This window comes from Trinickia sp. EG282A (assembly GCF_040965455.1).
Classification (GTDB): domain Bacteria; phylum Pseudomonadota; class Gammaproteobacteria; order Burkholderiales; family Burkholderiaceae; genus Trinickia; species Trinickia symbiotica.
In genome coordinates this window covers 805,416-824,293 of sequence record NZ_JBFRCC010000003.1, presented here as the reverse complement: position 1 = coordinate 824,293, position 18,878 = coordinate 805,416, and the positions used below count along the sequence as shown (strand labels likewise).

Here is an 18,878-nt window from a genome sequence, read left to right as displayed (position 1 = left end):
GCGACAGTGAATCGCGATGCAAAGGGTTCTAAAAATAGTGTTCTCGTGCGAGAGGCATGATCGGTTCACGTCCGTCGCTCATCGATGGGATACACGCACAACATCGTTGACGCGCGTTGACACCTCGTCGCCGGCCACACCGTACACGTGCAAGGATATCGCGCGCGCCGGGCCGGCATTGCCGAGGCGATGAATACCGCCGAGGCCGGCGCGCGTGTACGAGATTGCGCCGGGTGCTCGAGCGTGCGTTCGCACCGGCTTTGCCGAGCCGAGCGACTCCTCCCACTGGTAGAGCGTTTCGGTCAGCGTGCCCGAGAGGATGGCATAGCCGCACCATGCATGATGGCCATGCACGGGGCTCGCCTGCCCCGGGTGCCAGACGAGCGCGACGACCGCGTAGCGCCCCGAAGGATCGGCGGCCAACAGGTGTCGACGGTAGCACTCGGAGGAGCCTTCGCACTGCGCGGGCGCGAGCAGCGTTTCGTTCGCCGCGGCCTCGGCAAGCGCCGCGCGCACGCGGCGGACGAACGCCGGACAGTGCGATGGCTCGGTGGCGCCGCCGCCAGCTTCGAACGCCGCATCGAGCGCATCACACAATTGCGCGACACCGTCGCCGCGACGAGTCTCGATCGCGAACCGGTCGAGGACCGGACCCGCGTCGCGCCGGAAAACGACATGGGTACCGCGCGCGGCAGGGCTGAGAAGGTTGTTTTGTTGTTCGTGGCTCATGGCGAAGAAGGGGCGGTGACCGGCGGCGAATTGCCACGGTCGACGTCTTATTTATAGCGAATCGCGCGCGAAAAGAGTTTGCGTCGTTTGCGCTGATCTCGCCGATGAGTAGAAAATTTTTGCGGGTTTTGCTCACAATCCGGCGATAGGATCGCGCCAGAACGGCCAGTCCTCGACGCGCGTAGAATGCCGGCTTCTCTCACCTCGTCATTCGCCCGAAGCCGTCGTGGCTTCGCTTGGGAACGCGCCATGAACACCCCCCGCAACAAACCCAATCCCACTACGCGAGTCGCGGCGATCATCGTCGTCGCCGTCCTGATCGCGGTCGCCACGTTGGTCTACAACGCGCTCAAGAGCAAGCGCGAGTACGACGCGGAAAAGGCGTCGGCGCCCGCGAGCGGGGCGTCGATCGGCGCCGCCAGCTCCGCCGCCCCCGGAGCGGGCGCTTCGCAGTAGGAGCAGCGTAGCGCTCCGCCGCGGCGCTTAAGCGGGCAAGCGGATCGCCCCTGCGTCCTTGCGAATCAGAAACGACGCCGCCAGCATCTGCTTGCACTGAAGCACGAGCATCTTGATTTCGTGAACGAACTCGGGCGGCCGCGTTCCCGCCTTTTCGATTTCCGTCACCATCGAATCCAGCTCGCGCGTGAGCTGCTTCGTCGTCTCCGCTTGATCGGCGGGAGGAGGCTCGCCCGCCTGCGCGCGGGCGAGGTTATCGCGCACGGTGGAGAGCGCGCGTGCCAGCGCCGCCGGCGCATCGTTCCCCTCGTCTGCGAAGTTGCGCACGAGCGCCGCCGCCGTCGCGATCTGCGCGGCGAGCACATGGCTTTGCACGAGCAGGTCGTTGATCTCGGGCACGAACTTCTGCTGTGGCTTCGGCTCGAGCATCATGCGGCGGAATGCCTGCCCCAGGTTCGCGAATGCGACATGCGCGTTCTTGCGCGCCAGCCGGAAGCGGATGTCGGGATCGGCGGCGCTCGTGCTCGTATCCGGCGCCCTCGTCGCAGACGCACCCGACGCATTCCCGCCGTCCGCGCTCGGCTTGCCGCCGAACGACAAGACAGTTTCGAAGTATTGGCGCATCGCCGACAGCAGGTCCGCGACGAGCTTTCCCATCACGCGATATTCCCAATACGGGAAGAAATGGCTGGCCGCGATGGCGAGGGCGCATCCGATGACCGTATCGATCGCGCGCTCACCGATGATGCGCAGGCTGCCCGGCGCCAGCAGGTGAAAGAGCATCAGCACGTAGGACGACGTAAAGACGACGCTCGCCGCATAGTTGAAGAGCAGCAGGCTGTAGCTCATCACCATCGAGCCGAACATGACGGCGAGCAGGATCTTGGGCGAATGCACGGTGAAGATCAAAGCGACGCTGACGGCGCAGCCGATCGCGGTGCCGACGATACGCTGCGTGTTACGTTGCTTCGTCAGCGAATAGCCGGGCTTCATGATGATGAGCGTCGTCATGACGATCCAGTACGCATTCGTGAGCGGCAGAATGCGGCCCAGCCAGAAGCCGATGGCGACGGCGATCGTCACGCGCAGCGCATGACGAAAGCTCGGGGACGACATCGTCAGATTCGAGAAGATCTGCCGCAACGGCACGCGCCGCCCCGAGAGAAAGCGCCTCAGGCCCGGGTCGATCCGTATCTCCGTGCTGCTTGGCGCCGCCTCGCTCGACAGGCTTTTCTTCATCTTGTCGATGAGACGAATGCCGCTCCAGATGCGCCGAAACGAAGTCGTCGCCGCCGCATAGGCCTCGGGGTTCGCTTGCGCGCTGTGCCCTTTGCGCACGAGCTCGAGCTCGTATTCGATCGCGCGCAACTCGGCCTTGACGTTGATGCGCGAGTCCGGCGCACGGTTCTGCAGGACGGCAAGCCCGACTTCCTCGAGATCGCGCGCCGCTTTGCGGATCAGGTCGCGATAGAACATCATGAGGTCCGCATTGCCGAAGGTCCGGCGCAGCAGCGGGTAGTCGGTATGGGCGCCGACGAAAAGCTCGTGCAAGTCGACCGAATTGATGAAGAGGTTAAAGAGCGCAACGCGGCGCGGGTCGAGCTTGCCGCGCCTGAGCTTCGGCAGGTTGCGCAAAACGATCGCGCGCGCGGCGTCCTGCATTTCGATCGCCGCGATTTGTTTTTCGACGAGGTTGGCGTAGCAGGCGTCGAGATCGGCATCGACATCATAGAAATCGGCGCGCGCGAGCAGATAATCGGCACCAGCGAACACGCACTCGGCGAGCGCTTGTTTCTCGACACGGTAGGCCTGCCATTGCAGCAGCAGCGTGGCCCAATAGGTGTACCAGAGGCCGCCGGCGAGAATCCATGCGGCGTTGACGAGCGCATGCACCGGCGTCAGGTGTTCCTCGAGCGTCACGACCATCATGAACAGCGTCGCGAATCCGATTTGCGGCCAGCGATTGCCGTAGACGACGGTCAGCGAGAGCGCGAACGTCAGCGCGACGACGGTCGCCCAGAGCACGAACACGTTGAATGTCGCGAGACCCGTTGCGAGCGCGGAGAGAAAGCCGAGCACGCTGCAAACGAGCATCTCGTTGTGCTTGTACTTGAGCGGGCCGGGCATGTCGACGACGCAGGCGCCGAGTGCGCCCGTCGCGATCGTGAAGCCGAGATCGGCGTTATGAAAAACGATGAGACAGAGCACGGCCGGCAGCGAGATGCCGACCGCCATGCGCAGTCCACCGAAGAAATATTGGCTATAGAGAAATTTCTTGATTTCGATCGAATAGCGCATCGGGACCATACGGGCGGCGGGTGGGGCCGTCGGGCCCATCGGTTCGGATTTTGCGACGAGTCTATCGTATTCTGTTTGTTTTGTTACCAGAGCGCGTCCCATGATGTTTCGCCATACCGTTTCGCCTGCCGAGGTCGAGCTGACGGCTGTGCGCGCGCAAGGCGCCGGCGGCCAGAACGTGAACAAGGTATCGAGCGCAATCCATTTGCGCTTCGATATTCGCGCTTCGTCGCTGCCCGAGCCCATCAAGATGCGACTGCTCGCGCTCCATGATCATCGGATCACGCGCGACGGCATGGTCGTCATCAAGGCGCAGGAGTATCGGACTCAGGAAATGAACCGCGCCGCCGCGCTCGCGCGGCTCAACGAGTTGATCGCGAGCGTCAGCGTCGCGCCGCGCGCGCGGATTCCGACGAAGCCTACGCGCGCCTCGGCGGTCCGGCGGCTGGAAAGCAAGACGCGCCGCGCCGGCATCAAGGCAGCGAGAGCGCGGATCGTCGACCGCGAGCGCTGAAGGGGCGTACTCAACTCTCGTCGAAGAGCCGCACGGACGATCCGTTCGGCGCGAAATCGACACAGAAGACTTGCGTCACGCCGCCGACTTCGATGGCGACGGCCGCCGTATAGCAGTCTTTCCCTTCGGTCAGCGAGTAATGCGGGCCCATCACGGCGACGCGCCCGGGGGCCGCCAGCGCGCGCCGAAAATAAGCGCGGCGCGACCAATTGCTGTAGGTGTCGGGGAACAGCGGCCAAAGGCGCGCGGGTTTCGGCGCGGTCTCGTGCGCAATCGAGGGCTGATGCTGTTCGCCGTCCGCATCGAGGACGAACACGCGGCGCGCCGGCGACCGTGCGAACGTTTCGCGGGCCGCGAGCGCGAGGTCGCGCGTGTCCGCATAGACGCGAGCGCCGGCGAGCACGGTCGCCTCGAATTCGGCGAAATCGGCGGGCACGCGCGGCACTGTGCCCGCGTGCGCGCGAAATCGCTCCCACATGGCATCGATCGCCGGCGCCGCCGCGCGGCCGGCCGCATCGAGCGAAGCGCCCGGCTCGCCGAGCCAGTACCCTTGGATGAAGTCGGTATCGGCCTCCATCAGCGTCAGCATTTCCGCTTCGTTCTCCACGCCTTCGCCGAGCACGAGCGTTCCCGCGCGGTGAAGCATCGTGACGAGCTGCGTCGCGAACTGCGGATCGGCTCCGGGCGTCGCCATGCGCGCGACGAGCGAGCGATCGAGCTTGACGATGTCGGGCCGCACGTGCCAGATGCGGTCGAAATTCGAGAACCCGGTGCCGAAATCGTCGATCGCGATCAGCAATTGGCGCTCACGCAACGCCTCGACGGTGCGCATGAAGAGCCCCTCGTCGGCGGCGGGCTCTTCGATCATCTCGATGACGACGCGCCACGGCGGCAAGCCGAAGTGGTCGCAAAGCTCGTCGATGAAAGACGTGTAGGACCAGCCGGTGCGGAAAAGGCGCGGCAGCGCGTTGACGAATAGCCAGCCGCCATCAGTGCGCGCCGGGCCGCCCCAAGCGCACTGATCGCCCCCTTGGGGGGCAGCGAGCGAAGTGAGCGTGGGGGCTACTGTTCTAGTGTTCTGCTCGGCAAAATTGGCGAAATGGACACAGCGTGCGAGGCGTTCGAACGCGAGCGCGGCGCCCTTGCCGGGGGCGCGCGCGAACACCGTATCGGGCCGGAGCGCACGGCCGCTCTGGTCCGTTGCGCGCAGCAGCGCTTCATAGCCGACGATGCGCTTGTGCGTGATCGAGACGACGGGCTGGAATACGCTACGCAGCGTCAAGCCTTGATAGACGATGTGCCAACCCGCGTCGTCGCGTCGCAGGTGGGACAGGATGCCGCCGAGCGTCAACTCCCGTTGCGATGCCATGGCGATAGCGCGATCAGCGCGAGTAAGCGTTGCGGAGCCGGCTCGGCGGCGCGCAAGACGTGGGAACGGATCGTGTCCGCCGCGCACGCGCGGTTGCGCGGGGCGGGGCGAACGGGGAGGCCGGACATGCCTGACTGTACCCATACGAAAGAATGCCAGTGTAGCAAACGCGCGGATGCACCTTGGTCGCGAGCCTATGCCCGCGACCGTGCACCGCTATGTTCGATGGGGTACGGTGGGAGGGAGTTGGCGTACGCACGCGGTCATCCGGCGTGAGCCGCCGAACATTGCCGACGCGCGAACGCCACGTGCGCGTTGACTGGCGCTATTGCCGCTGATAAATCTCCGCGCCGCTCTTGACGAACTCGACGGCTTTCACTTCCATGCCCTTCTTCAACGCGGCGTCTTCGGATACGCCTTGCGCCGCCGCGAACTCGCGCACGTCCTGCGTGATCTTCATCGAGCAGAAATGCGGGCCGCACATCGAGCAGAAGTGCGCGACCTTGGCCGATTCCTTCGGCAACGTTTCGTCATGGAATTCGCGCGCCTTGTCGGGATCGAGGCCGAGGTTGAACTGGTCGTCCCAGCGGAACTCGAAGCGCGCCTTCGAGAGTGCGTTGTCGCGCACCTGCGCGCCCGGATGACCCTTCGCGAGATCGGCGGCATGAGCCGCGAGCTTGTACGTGATGATGCCTTCCTTGACGTCGTCCTTGTTGGGCAGCCCGAGGTGCTCCTTCGGGGTGACGTAGCAGAGCATCGCCGTGCCGAACCAGCCGATCATCGCCGCGCCGATACCCGAGGTGATGTGGTCGTAGCCGGGCGCGATATCGGTCGTGAGCGGTCCGAGCGTATAGAACGGCGCTTCGTCGCACCATTGCAGCTGCAGGTCCATGTTCTCCTTGATGAGCTGCATCGGCACGTGACCCGGGCCTTCGATCATCACCTGGACGTCATGCTTCCACGCGATCTGGGTCAACTCCCCGAGCGTCTTGAGCTCGCCGAGCTGCGCTTCGTCGTTCGCGTCGTAGATCGAGCCCGGACGCAGGCCGTCGCCTAGCGAGAAGCTCACGTCATAGGCCTTCATGATTTCGCAGATTTCCTCGAAGTGCTCGTAGAGGAAGCTCTCCTTGTGATGGGCGAGGCACCACTTCGCCATGATCGAGCCGCCGCGCGAGACGATGCCCGTCATCCGGTTCGCCGTGAGCGGCACATAGCGCAGGAGGACGCCCGCGTGGATCGTAAAGTAGTCGACGCCTTGCTCGGCCTGCTCAATGAGCGTATCGCGGAAGATTTCCCAGGTGAGCTCTTCGGCCTTGCCGTTGACTTTCTCGAGTGCCTGATAGATCGGCACCGTGCCAATCGGCACCGGGCTGTTGCGGATGATCCACTCGCGCGTTTCGTGGATGTGCTTGCCCGTCGACAGGTCCATGACCGTGTCCCCGCCCCAGCGGATGGCCCACGTCATCTTGTCGACTTCCTCGCCGATCGACGACGTGACGGCCGAGTTGCCGATGTTCGCGTTGACCTTCACGAGGAAGTTGCGGCCGATGATCATCGGCTCGCTCTCCGGGTGGTTGATGTTGGCGGGAATGATCGCGCGGCCGCGCGCCACCTCCTCGCGCACGAACTCGGGCGTGATCTCGCGCAGCGCATTCGCGCCGAACGCCGCGGCACCGAACGCCTGCCCCGGATGCTGCCGGCTCATCATCTCGGCGAGCTTCGCGCCGTTCGGGCCGCTCGCGCGCAGGCTCTCGACGTACTCGGCGCGGCGCTGGTTTTCGCGGATCGCGATGAACTCCATCTCCGGCGTGATGATGCCCTGGCGCGCGTAGTGCATTTGCGTGACGTTGGCGCCGGCCTTCGCGCGCCGCGGCTTGCGATGCAGGCCGGGAAAGCGCAGCGAGGCCGTGTTCGCATCGGCGGCACGCTCGCGGCCGTACTCGCTCGTGAGGTCGGCCAGGACCTCCGTGTCGCCGCGCGCCTCGATCCAGCGCTGGCGCAAGGCGGACAGGCCCTGACGGATGTCGATCTTCACGTCCGGATCGGTGTAGGGGCCGGACGTGTCGTACACGAAGATCGGCGGATTCTTCTCGCCGCCGAAGCCGCTTGGCGTATCCGACTGCGTAATCTCGCGCATCGGCACGCGAATGTCCGGCTGCGAGCCCGTCACGTACACCTTGCGCGAGTTCGGTAGCGGCGCGACGGCGGCGGCATCGACGTGCGCGTTGGCGGAAATGAACTTGGGGTTGGCATTCATATTCGAATCTCCTGGCTTGAGGCGCTAATGCAGGAGCAGGAGACGGGGAAGGAGGCCGGGCGGCGAAGGATTGCCTGAAACCCGTACGCTTCCCTGCGCTGGCATTATCCAGATCAGGTTCAAAGGGTGTTTCTCACCCGCGCGGCGCTACTCGTACGAAAGACTGGAAACGACGATCGTCGAGACAGCGCAACGCAGGACCCCCGCGTTAGCACCGGAGAAGATACACCGGCATGGCGGACCTGGCAACCGCGCAAGAAGCGCGCCGCGCGCCAGGCTTTGCTGCGTGGCGCACGTTGTCCGACGAGACGGCCTTCGGGGCTACGCCGGTGCGTCCCGGCAGGGCATTACCCGGCGAGCCCCTTGGGGCGCCGGCCTTGATCGGGCAGGTGCCGGAGCAGGGCGAGCAAGGCGAACGCGAAGCCCGCCGCGCTGACGCCCGTCCAGCCGAAGTGGCGCCACGCAACCGCGCCCACGGCCGAGCCCGTTGCGCCGCCGATGAAGTAGCAGACCATGAAGACCGTGTTGACGCGGCTTCGCGCCTCGGGCTTCAGCGCATAAATGCGCGACTGATTGGAGATCTGCGCGGCCTGCACGCCGATGTCGAGAACGATCACCCCGATCACGAGCCCGACGAGGCTCGTTGCTGAAAGGGCGAAGACGACGAACGAGATCGCGACGAGCACGATCGAGAGCGAGACCACGGCGCGCGGCCCGCGCTTATCTGCCGAGCGCCCGGCGAGCGGCGCCGCCATCGCGCCCGCCGCGCCGACGATGCCGAAGAGGCCGGCCGCCTGCGGCCCGAGGTGGAACGGGGGTCCGGCGAGCAGCAGCGTCAACACGGACCAGAACGCGCTGAATGCCGCGAAGAGCGCGGCGCCCGTGAACGAGGCCTGGCGCAGCCCCGGAAGCTCGACGGCGAGGTGCCACATCGACGCCAGCAGCTTGCCGTACTGCAGTGTCGACGTCGGCTGGCTTTTCGGCAAGCGCAGCACGACGACGGCGGCGAGCGCGAGGAGCGCCGCGACCGATGCCGAGAAGACCGTGCGCCAGCCGAAGTACTGTGCGACGACGCCCGCCGCCGTTCGCGCGAGCAGAATGCCGAGCAGGAGTCCGCTCATCACGGTGCCGACCGCATGACCGCGCTCAGCGGGCGGTGCGAGCTCGGCGGCGAACGGGACGGCTTGCTGCGCGATCGTCGAGAGAATCCCGATGGCGAGGCTCGTGCAGGCGAGCACCGCGAGCGTCGGCGCAATCGCGGCGATCACGAGCGCCAGCATGAGGCCGGCCGTTTGCAGCAGGATGATGCGGCGGCGGTCGAACCGGTCGCCGAGCGGCGCGAGGAACAACATGCCGGCGGCATAGCCGAGCTGGGTCGACGCCGGCACGGCGCCGACCCAGGCCGCCTCGGCCGGATAGCTCGCTCGCAGACTGTCGAGCAACGGCTGGTTGTAGTAGATGTTCGCGACCGAGACGCCTGCCACCGTCGCGAGCAGCAACAACATGCCGCGCGAATAGTGATCCGCCTGTCCGGCGGCGCTCGAACGGCTATCGGCGGAAGAAGACACGATTGGCCTGACCTAAGAAGCGGTGGCGAGAGAGAAGGAGGTGCCCGTCAGTCGATGAGCTTGCCGTCCGGCTCGTAGAACGGGTAGGGCCCTTCCCCTTCGTCGACATAGGCGTGGTGAGTCACGAACCCCGTGGCCTCGTCGTAGCGATGCAGCGCGAAGGCGGGCGGCTCGAGGCGGAATGCCGAAGGCCCGTCCTCGCGCAGATCGAGCGCGACCTGATGCGCCGGGGCGGGCACGGCCGATGCCACCGTCCCGCCGAATCGCGTGAACATCGGCCGATGAACGTGCCCGCAGATCACGCGCTCGACGTTGGGATGCTGTCTCACGATCGTGGCCAGCTGCTCGCTCGAGGCCGCGTCGAGCCGCTGTCGGTCCATATGGCCGATTCCGGAGACGAACGGCGGATGATGAAGCGCGATGACGACGGGCATGCCGCGGGCTTTCTCGAGCTCGGCCGAAAGCCACGCGAGCCTCGTCTCGCAAAGCGCCCCCGCGCTGGCTCGCGGCACTTGCGAATCGAGCGCGACGAGGCGAAGCGGGCCGACATCGACGGAGTACTGAACGAACGCTTCACCCGAATGCAACCACGGCTGCTCGCCGAAAGCGTCGCGCAAGGCGCCGCGATCGTCATGATTGCCGACGAGTAGATAGTACGGAATGGCGAGCGGCGCGAGCAGCCCGCGCAGATGCTGGTATTCCTCCGCGGTGCCGTAGTCGACGAGATCGCCGGTTATGACGACCGCATCGGGGCGTGGCTCGAGTGCGTTGAGCCGCGCGATGCAGCGCGCGAGGGCAGCCGCCGTATCGACGCGCCGATAGGCGAGCGCGCCGGGGCGCTTGATATGCAGGTCGCTGATTTGTGCCAGCAGCATGAACGATTCCGTAGTAGTCGAGGTTGTGTCGTTGTATCGATGCGTGTCCAACATGGGTGCCGGCGCGAGCCGGAAACGGTGCGCCCGCCGCCCGTTTGAACGGGCGGCGGGCGCGGCCGTCGCGGCCGATCAAGCGAGCGCGATGAGGCCTTCGAGCGCCACGTCGATGCCGACGGCTTGGCCGCGCGTCAGCTCAATGCGCCCGGGCGCGTCGATGACGAGCGTATCGGCGGCCGCCCCGCTCACCGTCACGCGCGTGCGCTCGCCGAGGAACGAGATGCCTTCGACGGTGCCGACGAGCGAGGCCGCGGCCGGCTCGACGAGCCGGGCGTCCTCCGGCCGGAAGAAAAGCTCGCTGCCAGCCGCCGGCACGAGCGCGGGCGGCAACTTGATCGTGCCCCCGGCGGTCGCGAGCGCGCCGTCCCGCCATTGTCCCGCGAGACGGTTGATCGTGCCCACGAACTGCGCAACGTGCCTCGACGCCGGCCGATAGTAGATCTCGCGCGGCGTGCCGACTTGCTCGATACGTCCGGCGCTCATGACGACGATCCGGTCTCCGAGCTCCATCGCCTCGGCCTGATCGTGCGTCACATAGACGGTCGTCACGTTGAGCCCGCGCAGCAGGGCGTTCATCTCGCGGCGCAGCGTATCGCGCAGGCGCGCGTCGAGCGCCGTAAGCGGCTCGTCGAGCAGCAGCACGCGTGGCTCGCGCGCGAGCGCGCGGGCGAGCGCGACCCGCTGACGCTGCCCGCCCGAAAGCTGATCGATCGGCTTATCGCCATGCGCTTCGAGCCGCATCATCGCGAGCAGCTCGTCGACGCGCCGCCGTGCCTTGGCGGGCTCCGCCTTTGCGATCTTCAAGCCATAGCCGATGTTCTCGCGTACGTTGAGATTCGGAAAGAGCGCATAGCTCTGAAACACCATGCCGACCTGCCGGCGTTCGATCGGCAGCCGCGTCACGTCGTCGTCGCCGAACGAAACCGTGCCGCCCGCATCCGGCGTCTCGAGGCCGGCGATGATGCGCAGCGTCGTCGTTTTGCCGCAGCCCGAAGGGCCGAGCAGGACGATCGTTTCCCCGGCGCCGATCGCGAGGTCGAGCGGCTCGAGCACACGCGTGCCTTGAAACGTTTTCGCGCAGCGCGACAGGGTGATGGGAACGGGAGTGAGCTTCATGGCATTTCGGCGAGAGAGACGAAGAAGGTCGGCCGACGCACTAGCCGCGCTTGCGCCGCAGTGCGCGCTGGCCTGTCGCATCGACGCCGAGCCACTGCATGGCGACGAGCAACGGCATCGTCATGACGAAGAAGACGATCGTGTAGGCGCTGCCGATCTCGATGCGCAGCGACGCATAGGTATCGGCGAGCCCGACGGGGAGCGTCTTCGTATCGGGAGTGTGGAGCATCCAGGTGAGATTGAACTCACCGATCGAAAGCGTCACGACGGCGAGCGCGCCCGCGAGGATGCCGGGCCGCAGATTCGGCAAGACGACGGTTCTGAATCGTTCGAGAAACGTTGCGCCGAGGCTGGCCGCCCCCTCCTCCAGCGTGCGCAAATCGACGCTTGCGGCCACGGCCGCGACCGCGCGCACCATGAACGGCAGCGTGAAGACGACGTGACCGGCGACGATGAACCAAAGGCTCATGCGAAACGCCGTGAAGCCGCCGTAGACGACGATGAGCGCGAGCGCCGAGGCGAGGCCGGGCAGCGCGATCGGCAGCACGAGCAGTTCCTCGACGAAGCGCGCCGCCCGGGTCTTGCTGCGCGCGAGCGCGTATCCGGCCGGCACACCGGTGATGAGCGTGACGACGAGCGTGGCGGCCGCGACTTCGAGCGAGAGCAAGACCGACGCGTGGTATTGCGTCCAGACTTCGACGAGCCAGCGCACCGTGAGACCACTCGAGACGCCGCGGAAATAGTTGACGGTGAGGCCGGCCATCACCGACATCACGACGGGAACGATGAGGAACGCGCAAAGCGCGAGCGTGACGGCCCATTGGCCAAGGGCGATGAGGCGCCGCGGCATGAAGAGATGGGCGATGCGTCGAGCCCCGTGCCCGTTGCCGGCGGTCGTATCGACGATGACGTTCATGGCGAAATCCTGACGCGCATAGGGAGGCTCATGCCGTTGCAGCGACGGCCGAGCCCGTCGCGCTGCGTGCGAGTGCCAGCACGATCCATGTCACGATGCCGAGCACGACCGAGAGCCCGGCTGCCGTCACCATGTTGGCGTTCAGCGTGAACTCGGTATAGATCGTCATCGGCAGTACGTCGATGTCGGTGGCGAGCGTGAACGCCGTGCCGAACGCACCCATCGCCGTCGCGAAGCAGATTGCGCCGGCTGCGACGAGCCCCGGCGCGAGCGCGGGGAGGATCACGTCGCGCATGATCCGCCACGGCGACGCCCCGAGCGAGCGCGCCGCCTCCTCGAGCGAGCGATCGAGTTTCGAGGCCGAGGCCATCACGGTCACTATCACGCGCGGAATCGAGAAATAGAGGTAGCCGCAAAAGAGCCCGGCCATCGAGTAGGCGAAGACCCACTTGTCGCCCGTGAGCTTTTGCGTGATCGCGCCGATGAGCCCTTGCCGGCCCGCGAGCATGATGACCATGAAGCCCACGACGACGCCCGGGAACGCGAGCGGAAACGTGAGCAGCGCGACGAGCGTGCGCTTGCCGGGGAATTCCCGGCGCGCGAGCAGAAGGCCCGCGATTACCGAAAGCACGAGCGTTGCGATCGTGACGGCCGCCGAGAGCGCGACGGTCGCGCCGAGGCTGCCCATATAACGGGCATTCGTGACGAGCGCGCGATAGGTCGCGAACGCATGACCATTGCCGCTTACGTCGACAAGCACGCCCATCGGCAGCAGCCAGAACGCGACGAAGACGGCGAGCGCGGGCGCGACGAGCGCGACGCGCCAGCGCAGCGGGAAGGTGATGTCGTGCATGGTGAAAACGGGCCGGTTGCCTGGCGTCAATGCATGATCTTCAAATATTCCTGGCCGAACTGCTGCTGCTGAGCGGCCATCTTCGCGAAGTCGACGGGTTTGGCGCGCGCGTACTCGCTCGCCGGCAGGAACTTCGCGGACGCTTCCTTGCTCATCGCGCTCGCGCGCACGGGGCGCAAGTACGCATTGGCCCAGATCTTCTGCCCCTCGTCGGAGAGCACGAAGTCGAGCACCTTCTTGCCGTTCGCTTCATGCGGCGCGCCTTTGACGAGACTCATCACGTAGGGCACGGAAATCGTGCCTTCCTTCGGAATCACGAACGCGACGTTCGCGTGATCCTTGTACTCGGCGCGATAGGCGTCGAAGTCGTAATCGATGAGGATCGGAATCTCGCCCGACAGAACGCGTGCATAGGCCGTCTGCTTCGGCACGATCGGCGCGTTCTTCTTGAGCGCCTCGAACCATTTGAGCCCCGGCTCGAAGTTGTCGAGCGTGCCGCCCAACGCCTGGTTGACGGCGACGGCGCCCGCATAGCCGACGAACGCGCTCGACGGATCGAGGTAGCCGATCATCCCCTTGTATTCGGGCTTGAGCAGGTCGGCCCACGAGGTCGGCACAGGCTTGCCCTCGAGCGCGTCCTTGTTGACGAAAAAGCCGAGCGTGCCGGAATGGATGGCGAACCAGTAGCCTTGCGGGTCCTTCAGGCCGGCGGGGATATCGTCCCAGTTCTTCGGCTTGTAGGGTTGAATGACGCCCTTGTCCTTCGCCTGGAACGCCGACGAGACGCCGAGGTACACCACATCGGCTACGGGGCTCTTCTCCTCGGCGATCAGTTGCGCGATGGCTTGCCCGGAGTTCTTGTTGTCGGACGGCACGTGAATGCCCGTCTTCTCCTGGATGGCTTTGAGCTCGCTGGCCCAATCGGCCCACTCCGGCGGGCAGTTGTAGCAGATCGCGGTGTCTTCGGCATGGGCCGTGCCGGCGAACGGCAGGGCCGCGGCGAGCGCCGCCGCACTGGCGCAGACGAATCGCGCAAAACGCGCGCGGACGGAAGATGAACGGCGTGTCACGTGAGGGTCTCCTTCGGTGCTGGGATGGGACGTCGGCGGACGGCGCCCCGCCGAGGGCGGAGTCGCCGTCCGAAGTACGGATTGCTACGGTTGTTCGCTGCGCCGCGCTTTTTCGATCGGCATTCAGACGACAGGCTGCGCGGGCAATGCCGGGTCGGCCGCGCCCGACAGCGCCCCGATCGTCGCGCCCTGGCGCAGCGTGTGGGGCAGCCTGAACGACAGCGATTCGCCATCGTCGGCGCCTGCGATGCGGGCCATCAGCCGCCGCCACGCGGAGCAGCCGATCTCGCGGTTCGGCGTCGCGACGCTCGCGAGCGGTGGCGAAAGCAGCTCGCTGACGGCGAGGCCGTCGAAGCCGAGGATCGACATATCGTCGGGGACCGAGTAGCGCGCGCGGCGCAGGCCGCGCATGACGACCATGGCGAGCAGATCGTTGCTGCAAAAGAGCGCGGTGGGGCGCTTCGGGCCCGACGTCAGATGAGCGAGCACGGACGGGGCGAGCTCGTCCGCGTTGAAATCCACTTCGAGCGCCGGCACCGGCTCGAGCCCCGCTTGCTGCATGGCTTCCGCGTAACCGCGGTAGCGCAGTTGCGCGCGATCCGATTCGGCGAGGGTGCCTGCGACCATCGTCACGCGTCGGTGACCGTGCTCGATCAGCATGCGCACGCCGTCGAACGCGGCACGCCGATTGTCGACCGAGACCGACGGGCGCCGCGCGGTATCGTTGTGCATGAGAACGTAAAGCATGCCTTCGCGCTCGAGGTCGTCGAGCAGCGGATGCGTGTTGGCGTCGGCGACCGTCATGATGAGCCCTTCGACTCGCTGCGCAAGCAGCGTCTCGATCGCATGGCGCTCGCGTGCGGCATCGTACTGGGTCGTCATCAGCATCAGGCGATAGCCCTCGCCCGAGGCGAGGTCGTCGATGCCTTGCAGGCATTCGGCGAAGACCGGGTTCGCGAGCGTCGGCAGCATGACGCCGATCAGACCCGTGCGTTCGCCGCGCAACTGGCGGCCGAGCGGACTCGGGCGGAACTGCAGCGCTTCGATCGCATCGCGGATCTTCGCGAGCGTCACGCGGTTGACGGTGTGCGGCGCGTTGATGGCGCGCGAGACCGTCGCGATGGAGAAGCCGGCATAGGCGGCGACATCCTTGATGGTGTGTTTCATCGCAGTCTGTACAGTCCGGTAGTGCTGGGAATGTAAACGTTTACGTCGCAACGATTATCCTGGCCGATTATGACTGACACATGACACTTTTGCCCACATTGCGGGCTGAAAAAGTCTACCTTGCGGCTTGGCGAGTCCCGTGCCCGTAGGCATAATCGTCGCGGTTCGGCGCGGCGGCCCCGGGTGGGTGAGCGCTTTTTTTCTTCGAACCCCACTTTCATAGCAAAAAAGGATCGACGCGTGAGCCTTTGGTTTTTGGTTTTTCTAAGCGTACTGCAAGGCGTGACCGAGCTTTTTCCCGTCAGCAGCCTTGGGCATACGCTGTTGGCGCCCGCGCTGGTCGGCATGCATATCGATAAGCATGCGCCGCAGTTGATCCCGTTTCTCGTCGCACTCCATTTGGGCACGGCCCTTGCGTTGTTATGGTATTTCAGGAAGCGCTGGATCGAGCTCGTGAGAGGGTGGTTCGGCACGCTCGCCGGCCGGCCGAGCGACGAGGGCCACATGATGTGGGCGCTCATCATCGGGACGATCCCGGCGGGGCTCGTCGGTCTTCTGCTCGAAAAGCGCCTCGAACAGGTGTTTCACGACCTGCGCATCGTGGCGCTGGCGCTGATCGTGAACGGCGCGTTGCTTTGGTTCGGCGACAGGCTCCAGCGCATGCGTGCGCACCGTCCGCCCGAGAAGCTGACGTTCAGGCAGGCGTTTCTTGTCGGGCTTGCCCAGGTCGGGGCGCTCGTGCCGGGGTTCTCGCGCAGCGGGCTGACGATGATTGCGGGCAATGCGGCGGGGCTGACGGCGGAAAGCGCGGCGGAGTTCGCGTTCCTGCTCGGCACGCCGATCATCTTCGCGGCCGGTGTGCTCGAGGTGCCGAAGCTGTTCAAGGGGGCGCCAGGGCAGCTCGCCGACGCGGTGCTCGGCGGGGTGCTGACGGCGGTCGCCGCCTATCTGAGCGTGCGTTTCCTGATGCGCTACTTCGAGGGGCGCGGCCGGCTCGCCGCGTTCGGCGTCTATTGCATCGTGGCGGGCGCGCTTTGCCTCGTTTGGTTCATGACGCATACGCAGCCGGTTTGAGGGCCTGTTTCAGAAAGCCGGGGTCTTCCAGGGGCATGGCTCGCCGGACGGCGCTTAGCCCGACGCTGTGCCGACCGGCGAAAGGCGATCGGTTATAATCCGGCCCCCGGCATGAGCGGGTGACGCGTGCTCCGTCAGCCCGCCCGCCGTACAATTTCCGCGATGCCTCCCCATAGTTCAACGGATAGAACACGGGTCTTCTAAACCTGAAATCGAGGTTCGATTCCTCGTGGGGGGGCCAACAGCTTTTGCAGTGATGCAATAGCTGCCCTCAATTCCCCGCCAATCATCATTCGGCGTTGCGATCGGTCGATCGCGGAGCTTTCCTCCCAGACTACTTCTTCGATCCGGGCATCGGCCAGTCCGGCCGGTATGGCTTGGGCGTCCCAGACGCGCCGAGCTATCCCAAATGGCCAGAAATCGACGAGCACGGGCCTAAGGGCGCTTTTAGTCAGAGAAAATGAGGCTCGCTTCGCCGACGTTATTCGACGTCGGCGCAATTTCTCTGTTGCTAAACCCTACGCAGTTAGCGTATAGTCACCATGAAAGCAATCTTCGTCGAGCTTCCCCCGTTCCGTAGGGTTCGCGAGAACTATCTCGCGGATGATGAGTATCGCGCTCTCCAGGTCGAACTCATGGGCAACCCGGAAGCAGGCGACGTGATTAAGGGAACCGGTGGTCTGCGCAAGCTGCGATTTGGCGACAAGCGCCGCGGCAAAGGCAAGCGTGGTGGGCTCAGGGTGATCTATTACTACTGGGTCAAGGGCCCCGAATTCTGGTTTTTTACGCTTTACGGCAAAGACGAGATGGACGACTTGTCGGAGGCTGGACGCGAGGCTTTCTCTGAGCTTCTGCGGGATGTTCTCAGGCTGGTGGATCGCTGATGGGAGTGCATGATGAAACGTAACTTGTTTGCCGAGCTGAAGGAAGGCATCGACGAACTGAAGGCGGCGCATGAGGGAAAAGCGACGCTTCGAACGGTCAGCGTCGAGATTCCGGACCGGGTTGAAGTGACCGCGGAAGAAATCCGGACTGTACGAGAGGCCATCAAGGCGTCTCAAGCCGTCATGGCCCGCCGCCTGCGGGTGAATGAGCGCACATATCAAAACTGGGAACAAGGTCGAGCCAAGCCGAACGCGCAGGCCGCCGTACTGATCAAGTTGGTCGAGAAGCACCCGGAACTGATGCAGATGCTCGAAACCCTCTAGGCTCGGCTAAATTCACGTCCGCCCGCCCAGCGCGGGCTCGCTCATGTTGTCGTGTAAGTCCTTCTCCTCACCCCGCTTTCCGGTCGGCTGCCTATTGACACCGGGCATCGATCCGGGCCGCCGCCGCGCCGAACTCGACGCGCACTTCCAGAATATCCTCGGTTGAGTTGCCCCTAGCGAGACACAGGCGCATGCGCTTGCGCCACGAAAGACGCCTACAAACCGGTTCCTATCCCCATCGATATCGATACCAGTCACTACCCTAGACAAGTTTCGCTGTTTTTGACAAGCATAAAAACTCGCCGAATTGAAAATTAACACCAAATTTTAGGACTAAAAGAAGTGCCATCCGTTGGCTTCTTATTTTTGAGATAAACGTCGCTGGTCAGCCTGTTGTTCGCCACTTCCCCATCGGCTAGAATCGATCGCCCGAGGAGGGGCGATGGAGGCGTATCCCGCGATGTTCGTTGTCGGTCTTACGCAAGGCGCATGTGGGCGCAGACGGAAGCAGGATCAGCAATTTATCGAATCCACGGTGCGGATGGTTTGGCATTCATCCGCTATCGACAATTCCAAGAAAATTCTCATATCAATTAATAGGTATTTGAATGCCCGATCGTCGTCATCGAATCCTCACGGAGATCGATTGAATCAAAAAGACAATACAGAGAGGGCCGATTTGCATGAATTCCCGGAAAATCCTTTTGTTGTCCCGCCCCAAGCATCGCATCAACGTGGCGATGCTGGACGATCATCCGATCGTCGCGCTGGGCGTGGCAACCTTCCTGCACGGATTTGCCGACTTCGATGTCACAGCGACTGTCACTGCGGCCGAGGATCTGATGACCGAGCTCGCAAACAAGTCATACGACGTCGCGATCGTCGATTACTACTTGCCGGAGGATCGTGTCGACGGCGCCGCGTTCGTCAGGCGTCTGCGCACGGCTTTCCCGTCTCTCTCGATCGTGGTGCTTTCCGCCGCGCGCGCGGTCGATGCGGAATGTATCTGTCATCGCGCCGGCGCCAATGCATTTCTCGAGAAAGCCACGCCGTTGCCGTTGATCGCCGAAGCAATTCGCAATACGGTCGCCTGGCCGCGCAAATTCTTCGCCGTGCGTGATGGAGAAGTCGTACCCCTCGTGCCGATTCCACGCGAAGACACGCTGTCCTCGGCGGAACTCGAGATTCTGCGCTACATCGCCGAGGGGTTCTCGGTATCCCAGACCGCGCAACGTTTGCGCAGAAGCAAGAAGACCGTCAGCACGCACAAGCGAAGCGCGATGCGCAAGCTGCAGGTCGCGGACGACCTCGGCCTTGCACTTTATCTCAGGGAAAAGTTTCGCAGTTGAGT

The 18,878-nt window shown here is 64.7% G+C and carries 17 protein-coding genes, 1 tRNA gene and 1 riboswitch; of the genes, 7 read left to right on the top strand and 11 right to left on the bottom strand.

Features of this window, described 5'->3' with window-relative positions:
• Positions 1 to 78: 78 nt before the first annotated feature.
• Positions 79 to 729, bottom strand: a complete 651-nt coding sequence (locus tag AB4Y31_RS18235) for a cysteine dioxygenase (protein ID WP_368675109.1) — start codon at positions 727 to 729, stop codon at positions 79 to 81.
• A 249-nt stretch (positions 730 to 978) separates the two neighbouring features.
• Between AB4Y31_RS18235 and AB4Y31_RS18230 the strand changes: the two genes are divergently transcribed.
• The gene (locus AB4Y31_RS18230; RefSeq protein WP_368675108.1) at positions 979 to 1,185 is read left to right on the top strand and encodes a hypothetical protein; all 207 of its coding nucleotides are present in this window, start codon (positions 979 to 981) and stop codon (positions 1,183 to 1,185) included.
• 27 nt (positions 1,186 to 1,212) lie between these two features.
• On the opposite strand, the gene AB4Y31_RS18225 is transcribed toward AB4Y31_RS18230, so the two are convergent.
• The gene (locus AB4Y31_RS18225) at positions 1,213 to 3,483 is read right to left on the bottom strand and encodes an FUSC family membrane protein (protein WP_368675107.1); all 2,271 of its coding nucleotides are present in this window, start codon (positions 3,481 to 3,483) and stop codon (positions 1,213 to 1,215) included.
• A 100-nt stretch (positions 3,484 to 3,583) separates the two neighbouring features.
• Here AB4Y31_RS18225 and arfB point away from each other — a divergent pair, with 100 nt between their 5' ends.
• Positions 3,584 to 3,997: an alternative ribosome rescue aminoacyl-tRNA hydrolase ArfB gene (gene arfB, locus AB4Y31_RS18220; protein WP_368675106.1), complete on the top strand. Its 414-nt coding sequence runs from the start codon at positions 3,584 to 3,586 to the stop codon at positions 3,995 to 3,997.
• A 10-nt stretch (positions 3,998 to 4,007) separates the two neighbouring features.
• On the opposite strand, the gene AB4Y31_RS18215 is transcribed toward arfB, so the two are convergent.
• The 9 genes from AB4Y31_RS18215 to AB4Y31_RS18175 all read right to left on the bottom strand — a co-directional run bounded on the left by AB4Y31_RS18215 (position 4,008) and on the right by AB4Y31_RS18175 (position 15,245).
• Positions 4,008 to 5,366, bottom strand: coding sequence for an EAL domain-containing protein (locus tag AB4Y31_RS18215; RefSeq protein ID WP_368675105.1), 1,359 nt, complete (start codon positions 5,364 to 5,366; stop codon positions 4,008 to 4,010).
• 325 nt (positions 5,367 to 5,691) lie between these two features.
• Positions 5,692 to 7,623, bottom strand: coding sequence for a phosphomethylpyrimidine synthase ThiC (gene thiC, locus AB4Y31_RS18210; RefSeq protein ID WP_368675104.1), 1,932 nt, complete (start codon positions 7,621 to 7,623; stop codon positions 5,692 to 5,694).
• Positions 7,624 to 7,695: 72 nt separating this feature from the next.
• A riboswitch (TPP riboswitch) is annotated at positions 7,696 to 7,838 on the bottom strand.
• Positions 7,839 to 7,970: 132 nt separating this feature from the next.
• Positions 7,971 to 9,194: an MFS transporter gene (locus tag AB4Y31_RS18205; protein WP_368675333.1), complete on the bottom strand. Its 1,224-nt coding sequence runs from the start codon at positions 9,192 to 9,194 to the stop codon at positions 7,971 to 7,973.
• 44 nt (positions 9,195 to 9,238) lie between these two features.
• Positions 9,239 to 10,066 carry a phosphodiesterase gene (locus AB4Y31_RS18200; RefSeq protein ID WP_368675103.1) on the bottom strand — a complete coding sequence of 276 codons (828 nt, stop codon included), beginning with the start codon at positions 10,064 to 10,066 and terminating at the stop codon, positions 9,239 to 9,241.
• A 129-nt stretch (positions 10,067 to 10,195) separates the two neighbouring features.
• Positions 10,196 to 11,239: an ABC transporter ATP-binding protein gene (locus tag AB4Y31_RS18195; protein WP_368675102.1), complete on the bottom strand. Its 1,044-nt coding sequence runs from the start codon at positions 11,237 to 11,239 to the stop codon at positions 10,196 to 10,198.
• Positions 11,240 to 11,279: 40 nt separating this feature from the next.
• A complete protein-coding gene (locus AB4Y31_RS18190; protein WP_368675332.1) occupies positions 11,280 to 12,089 on the bottom strand; it encodes an ABC transporter permease in 810 nt (269 codons plus the stop codon).
• A gap of 94 nt (positions 12,090 to 12,183) precedes the next feature.
• Positions 12,184 to 13,008: an ABC transporter permease gene (locus AB4Y31_RS18185; RefSeq protein ID WP_368675101.1), complete on the bottom strand. Its 825-nt coding sequence runs from the start codon at positions 13,006 to 13,008 to the stop codon at positions 12,184 to 12,186.
• Between the two features lie 26 nt (positions 13,009 to 13,034).
• Entirely contained in the window at positions 13,035 to 14,078 is a 1,044-nt protein-coding gene (locus tag AB4Y31_RS18180; protein ID WP_018439004.1) for an ABC transporter substrate-binding protein, read from the bottom strand.
• A gap of 123 nt (positions 14,079 to 14,201) precedes the next feature.
• Positions 14,202 to 15,245: a substrate-binding domain-containing protein gene (locus AB4Y31_RS18175; protein WP_368675100.1), complete on the bottom strand. Its 1,044-nt coding sequence runs from the start codon at positions 15,243 to 15,245 to the stop codon at positions 14,202 to 14,204.
• A gap of 240 nt (positions 15,246 to 15,485) precedes the next feature.
• Between AB4Y31_RS18175 and AB4Y31_RS18170 the strand changes: the two genes are divergently transcribed.
• The 5 genes from AB4Y31_RS18170 (at position 15,486) to AB4Y31_RS18150 (ending at position 18,876) form a co-directional block, all read left to right on the top strand.
• The gene (locus AB4Y31_RS18170; protein ID WP_368675099.1) at positions 15,486 to 16,319 is read left to right on the top strand and encodes an undecaprenyl-diphosphate phosphatase; all 834 of its coding nucleotides are present in this window, start codon (positions 15,486 to 15,488) and stop codon (positions 16,317 to 16,319) included.
• Between the two features lie 166 nt (positions 16,320 to 16,485).
• A tRNA-Arg gene (locus AB4Y31_RS18165) sits at positions 16,486 to 16,560 on the top strand.
• A gap of 301 nt (positions 16,561 to 16,861) precedes the next feature.
• Positions 16,862 to 17,203: a toxin gene (locus tag AB4Y31_RS18160; protein ID WP_368675098.1), complete on the top strand. Its 342-nt coding sequence runs from the start codon at positions 16,862 to 16,864 to the stop codon at positions 17,201 to 17,203.
• A 12-nt stretch (positions 17,204 to 17,215) separates the two neighbouring features.
• On the top strand, positions 17,216 to 17,527 hold the full coding sequence (locus AB4Y31_RS18155; protein ID WP_026229355.1) for a DNA-binding transcriptional regulator: 312 nt from the start codon (positions 17,216 to 17,218) through the stop codon (positions 17,525 to 17,527).
• Positions 17,528 to 18,210: 683 nt separating this feature from the next.
• Complete coding sequence (locus tag AB4Y31_RS18150; RefSeq protein ID WP_368675097.1) at positions 18,211 to 18,876, top strand: response regulator; 666 nt, start codon at positions 18,211 to 18,213, stop codon at positions 18,874 to 18,876.
• The last annotated feature ends 2 nt before the right edge of the window (positions 18,877 to 18,878 follow it).

Bases quoted from the DNA above. Each gene is read 5' to 3' on its own strand.
- AB4Y31_RS18235 (WP_368675109.1), bottom strand. From the start codon at position 729: ATGAGCCACGAACAACAAAACAACCTTCTCAGCCCTGCCGCGCGCGGT.
- AB4Y31_RS18230 (WP_368675108.1), top strand. From the start codon at position 979: ATGAACACCCCCCGCAACAAACCCAATCCCACTACGCGAGTCGCGGCG.
- AB4Y31_RS18225 (WP_368675107.1), bottom strand. From the start codon at position 3,483: ATGCGCTATTCGATCGAAATCAAGAAATTTCTCTATAGCCAATATTTC.
- arfB (WP_368675106.1), top strand. From the start codon at position 3,584: ATGATGTTTCGCCATACCGTTTCGCCTGCCGAGGTCGAGCTGACGGCT.
- AB4Y31_RS18215 (WP_368675105.1), bottom strand. From the start codon at position 5,366: ATGGCATCGCAACGGGAGTTGACGCTCGGCGGCATCCTGTCCCACCTG.
- thiC (WP_368675104.1), bottom strand. From the start codon at position 7,623: ATGAATGCCAACCCCAAGTTCATTTCCGCCAACGCGCACGTCGATGCC.
- AB4Y31_RS18200 (WP_368675103.1), bottom strand. From the start codon at position 10,066: ATGCTGCTGGCACAAATCAGCGACCTGCATATCAAGCGCCCCGGCGCG.
- AB4Y31_RS18195 (WP_368675102.1), bottom strand. From the start codon at position 11,239: ATGAAGCTCACTCCCGTTCCCATCACCCTGTCGCGCTGCGCGAAAACG.
- AB4Y31_RS18190 (WP_368675332.1), bottom strand. From the start codon at position 12,089: ATGCCGCGGCGCCTCATCGCCCTTGGCCAATGGGCCGTCACGCTCGCG.
- AB4Y31_RS18185 (WP_368675101.1), bottom strand. From the start codon at position 13,008: ATGCACGACATCACCTTCCCGCTGCGCTGGCGCGTCGCGCTCGTCGCG.
- AB4Y31_RS18175 (WP_368675100.1), bottom strand. From the start codon at position 15,245: ATGAAACACACCATCAAGGATGTCGCCGCCTATGCCGGCTTCTCCATC.
- AB4Y31_RS18160 (WP_368675098.1), top strand. From the start codon at position 16,862: ATGAAAGCAATCTTCGTCGAGCTTCCCCCGTTCCGTAGGGTTCGCGAG.
- AB4Y31_RS18155 (WP_026229355.1), top strand. From the start codon at position 17,216: ATGAAACGTAACTTGTTTGCCGAGCTGAAGGAAGGCATCGACGAACTG.
- AB4Y31_RS18150 (WP_368675097.1), top strand. From the start codon at position 18,211: ATGAATTCCCGGAAAATCCTTTTGTTGTCCCGCCCCAAGCATCGCATC.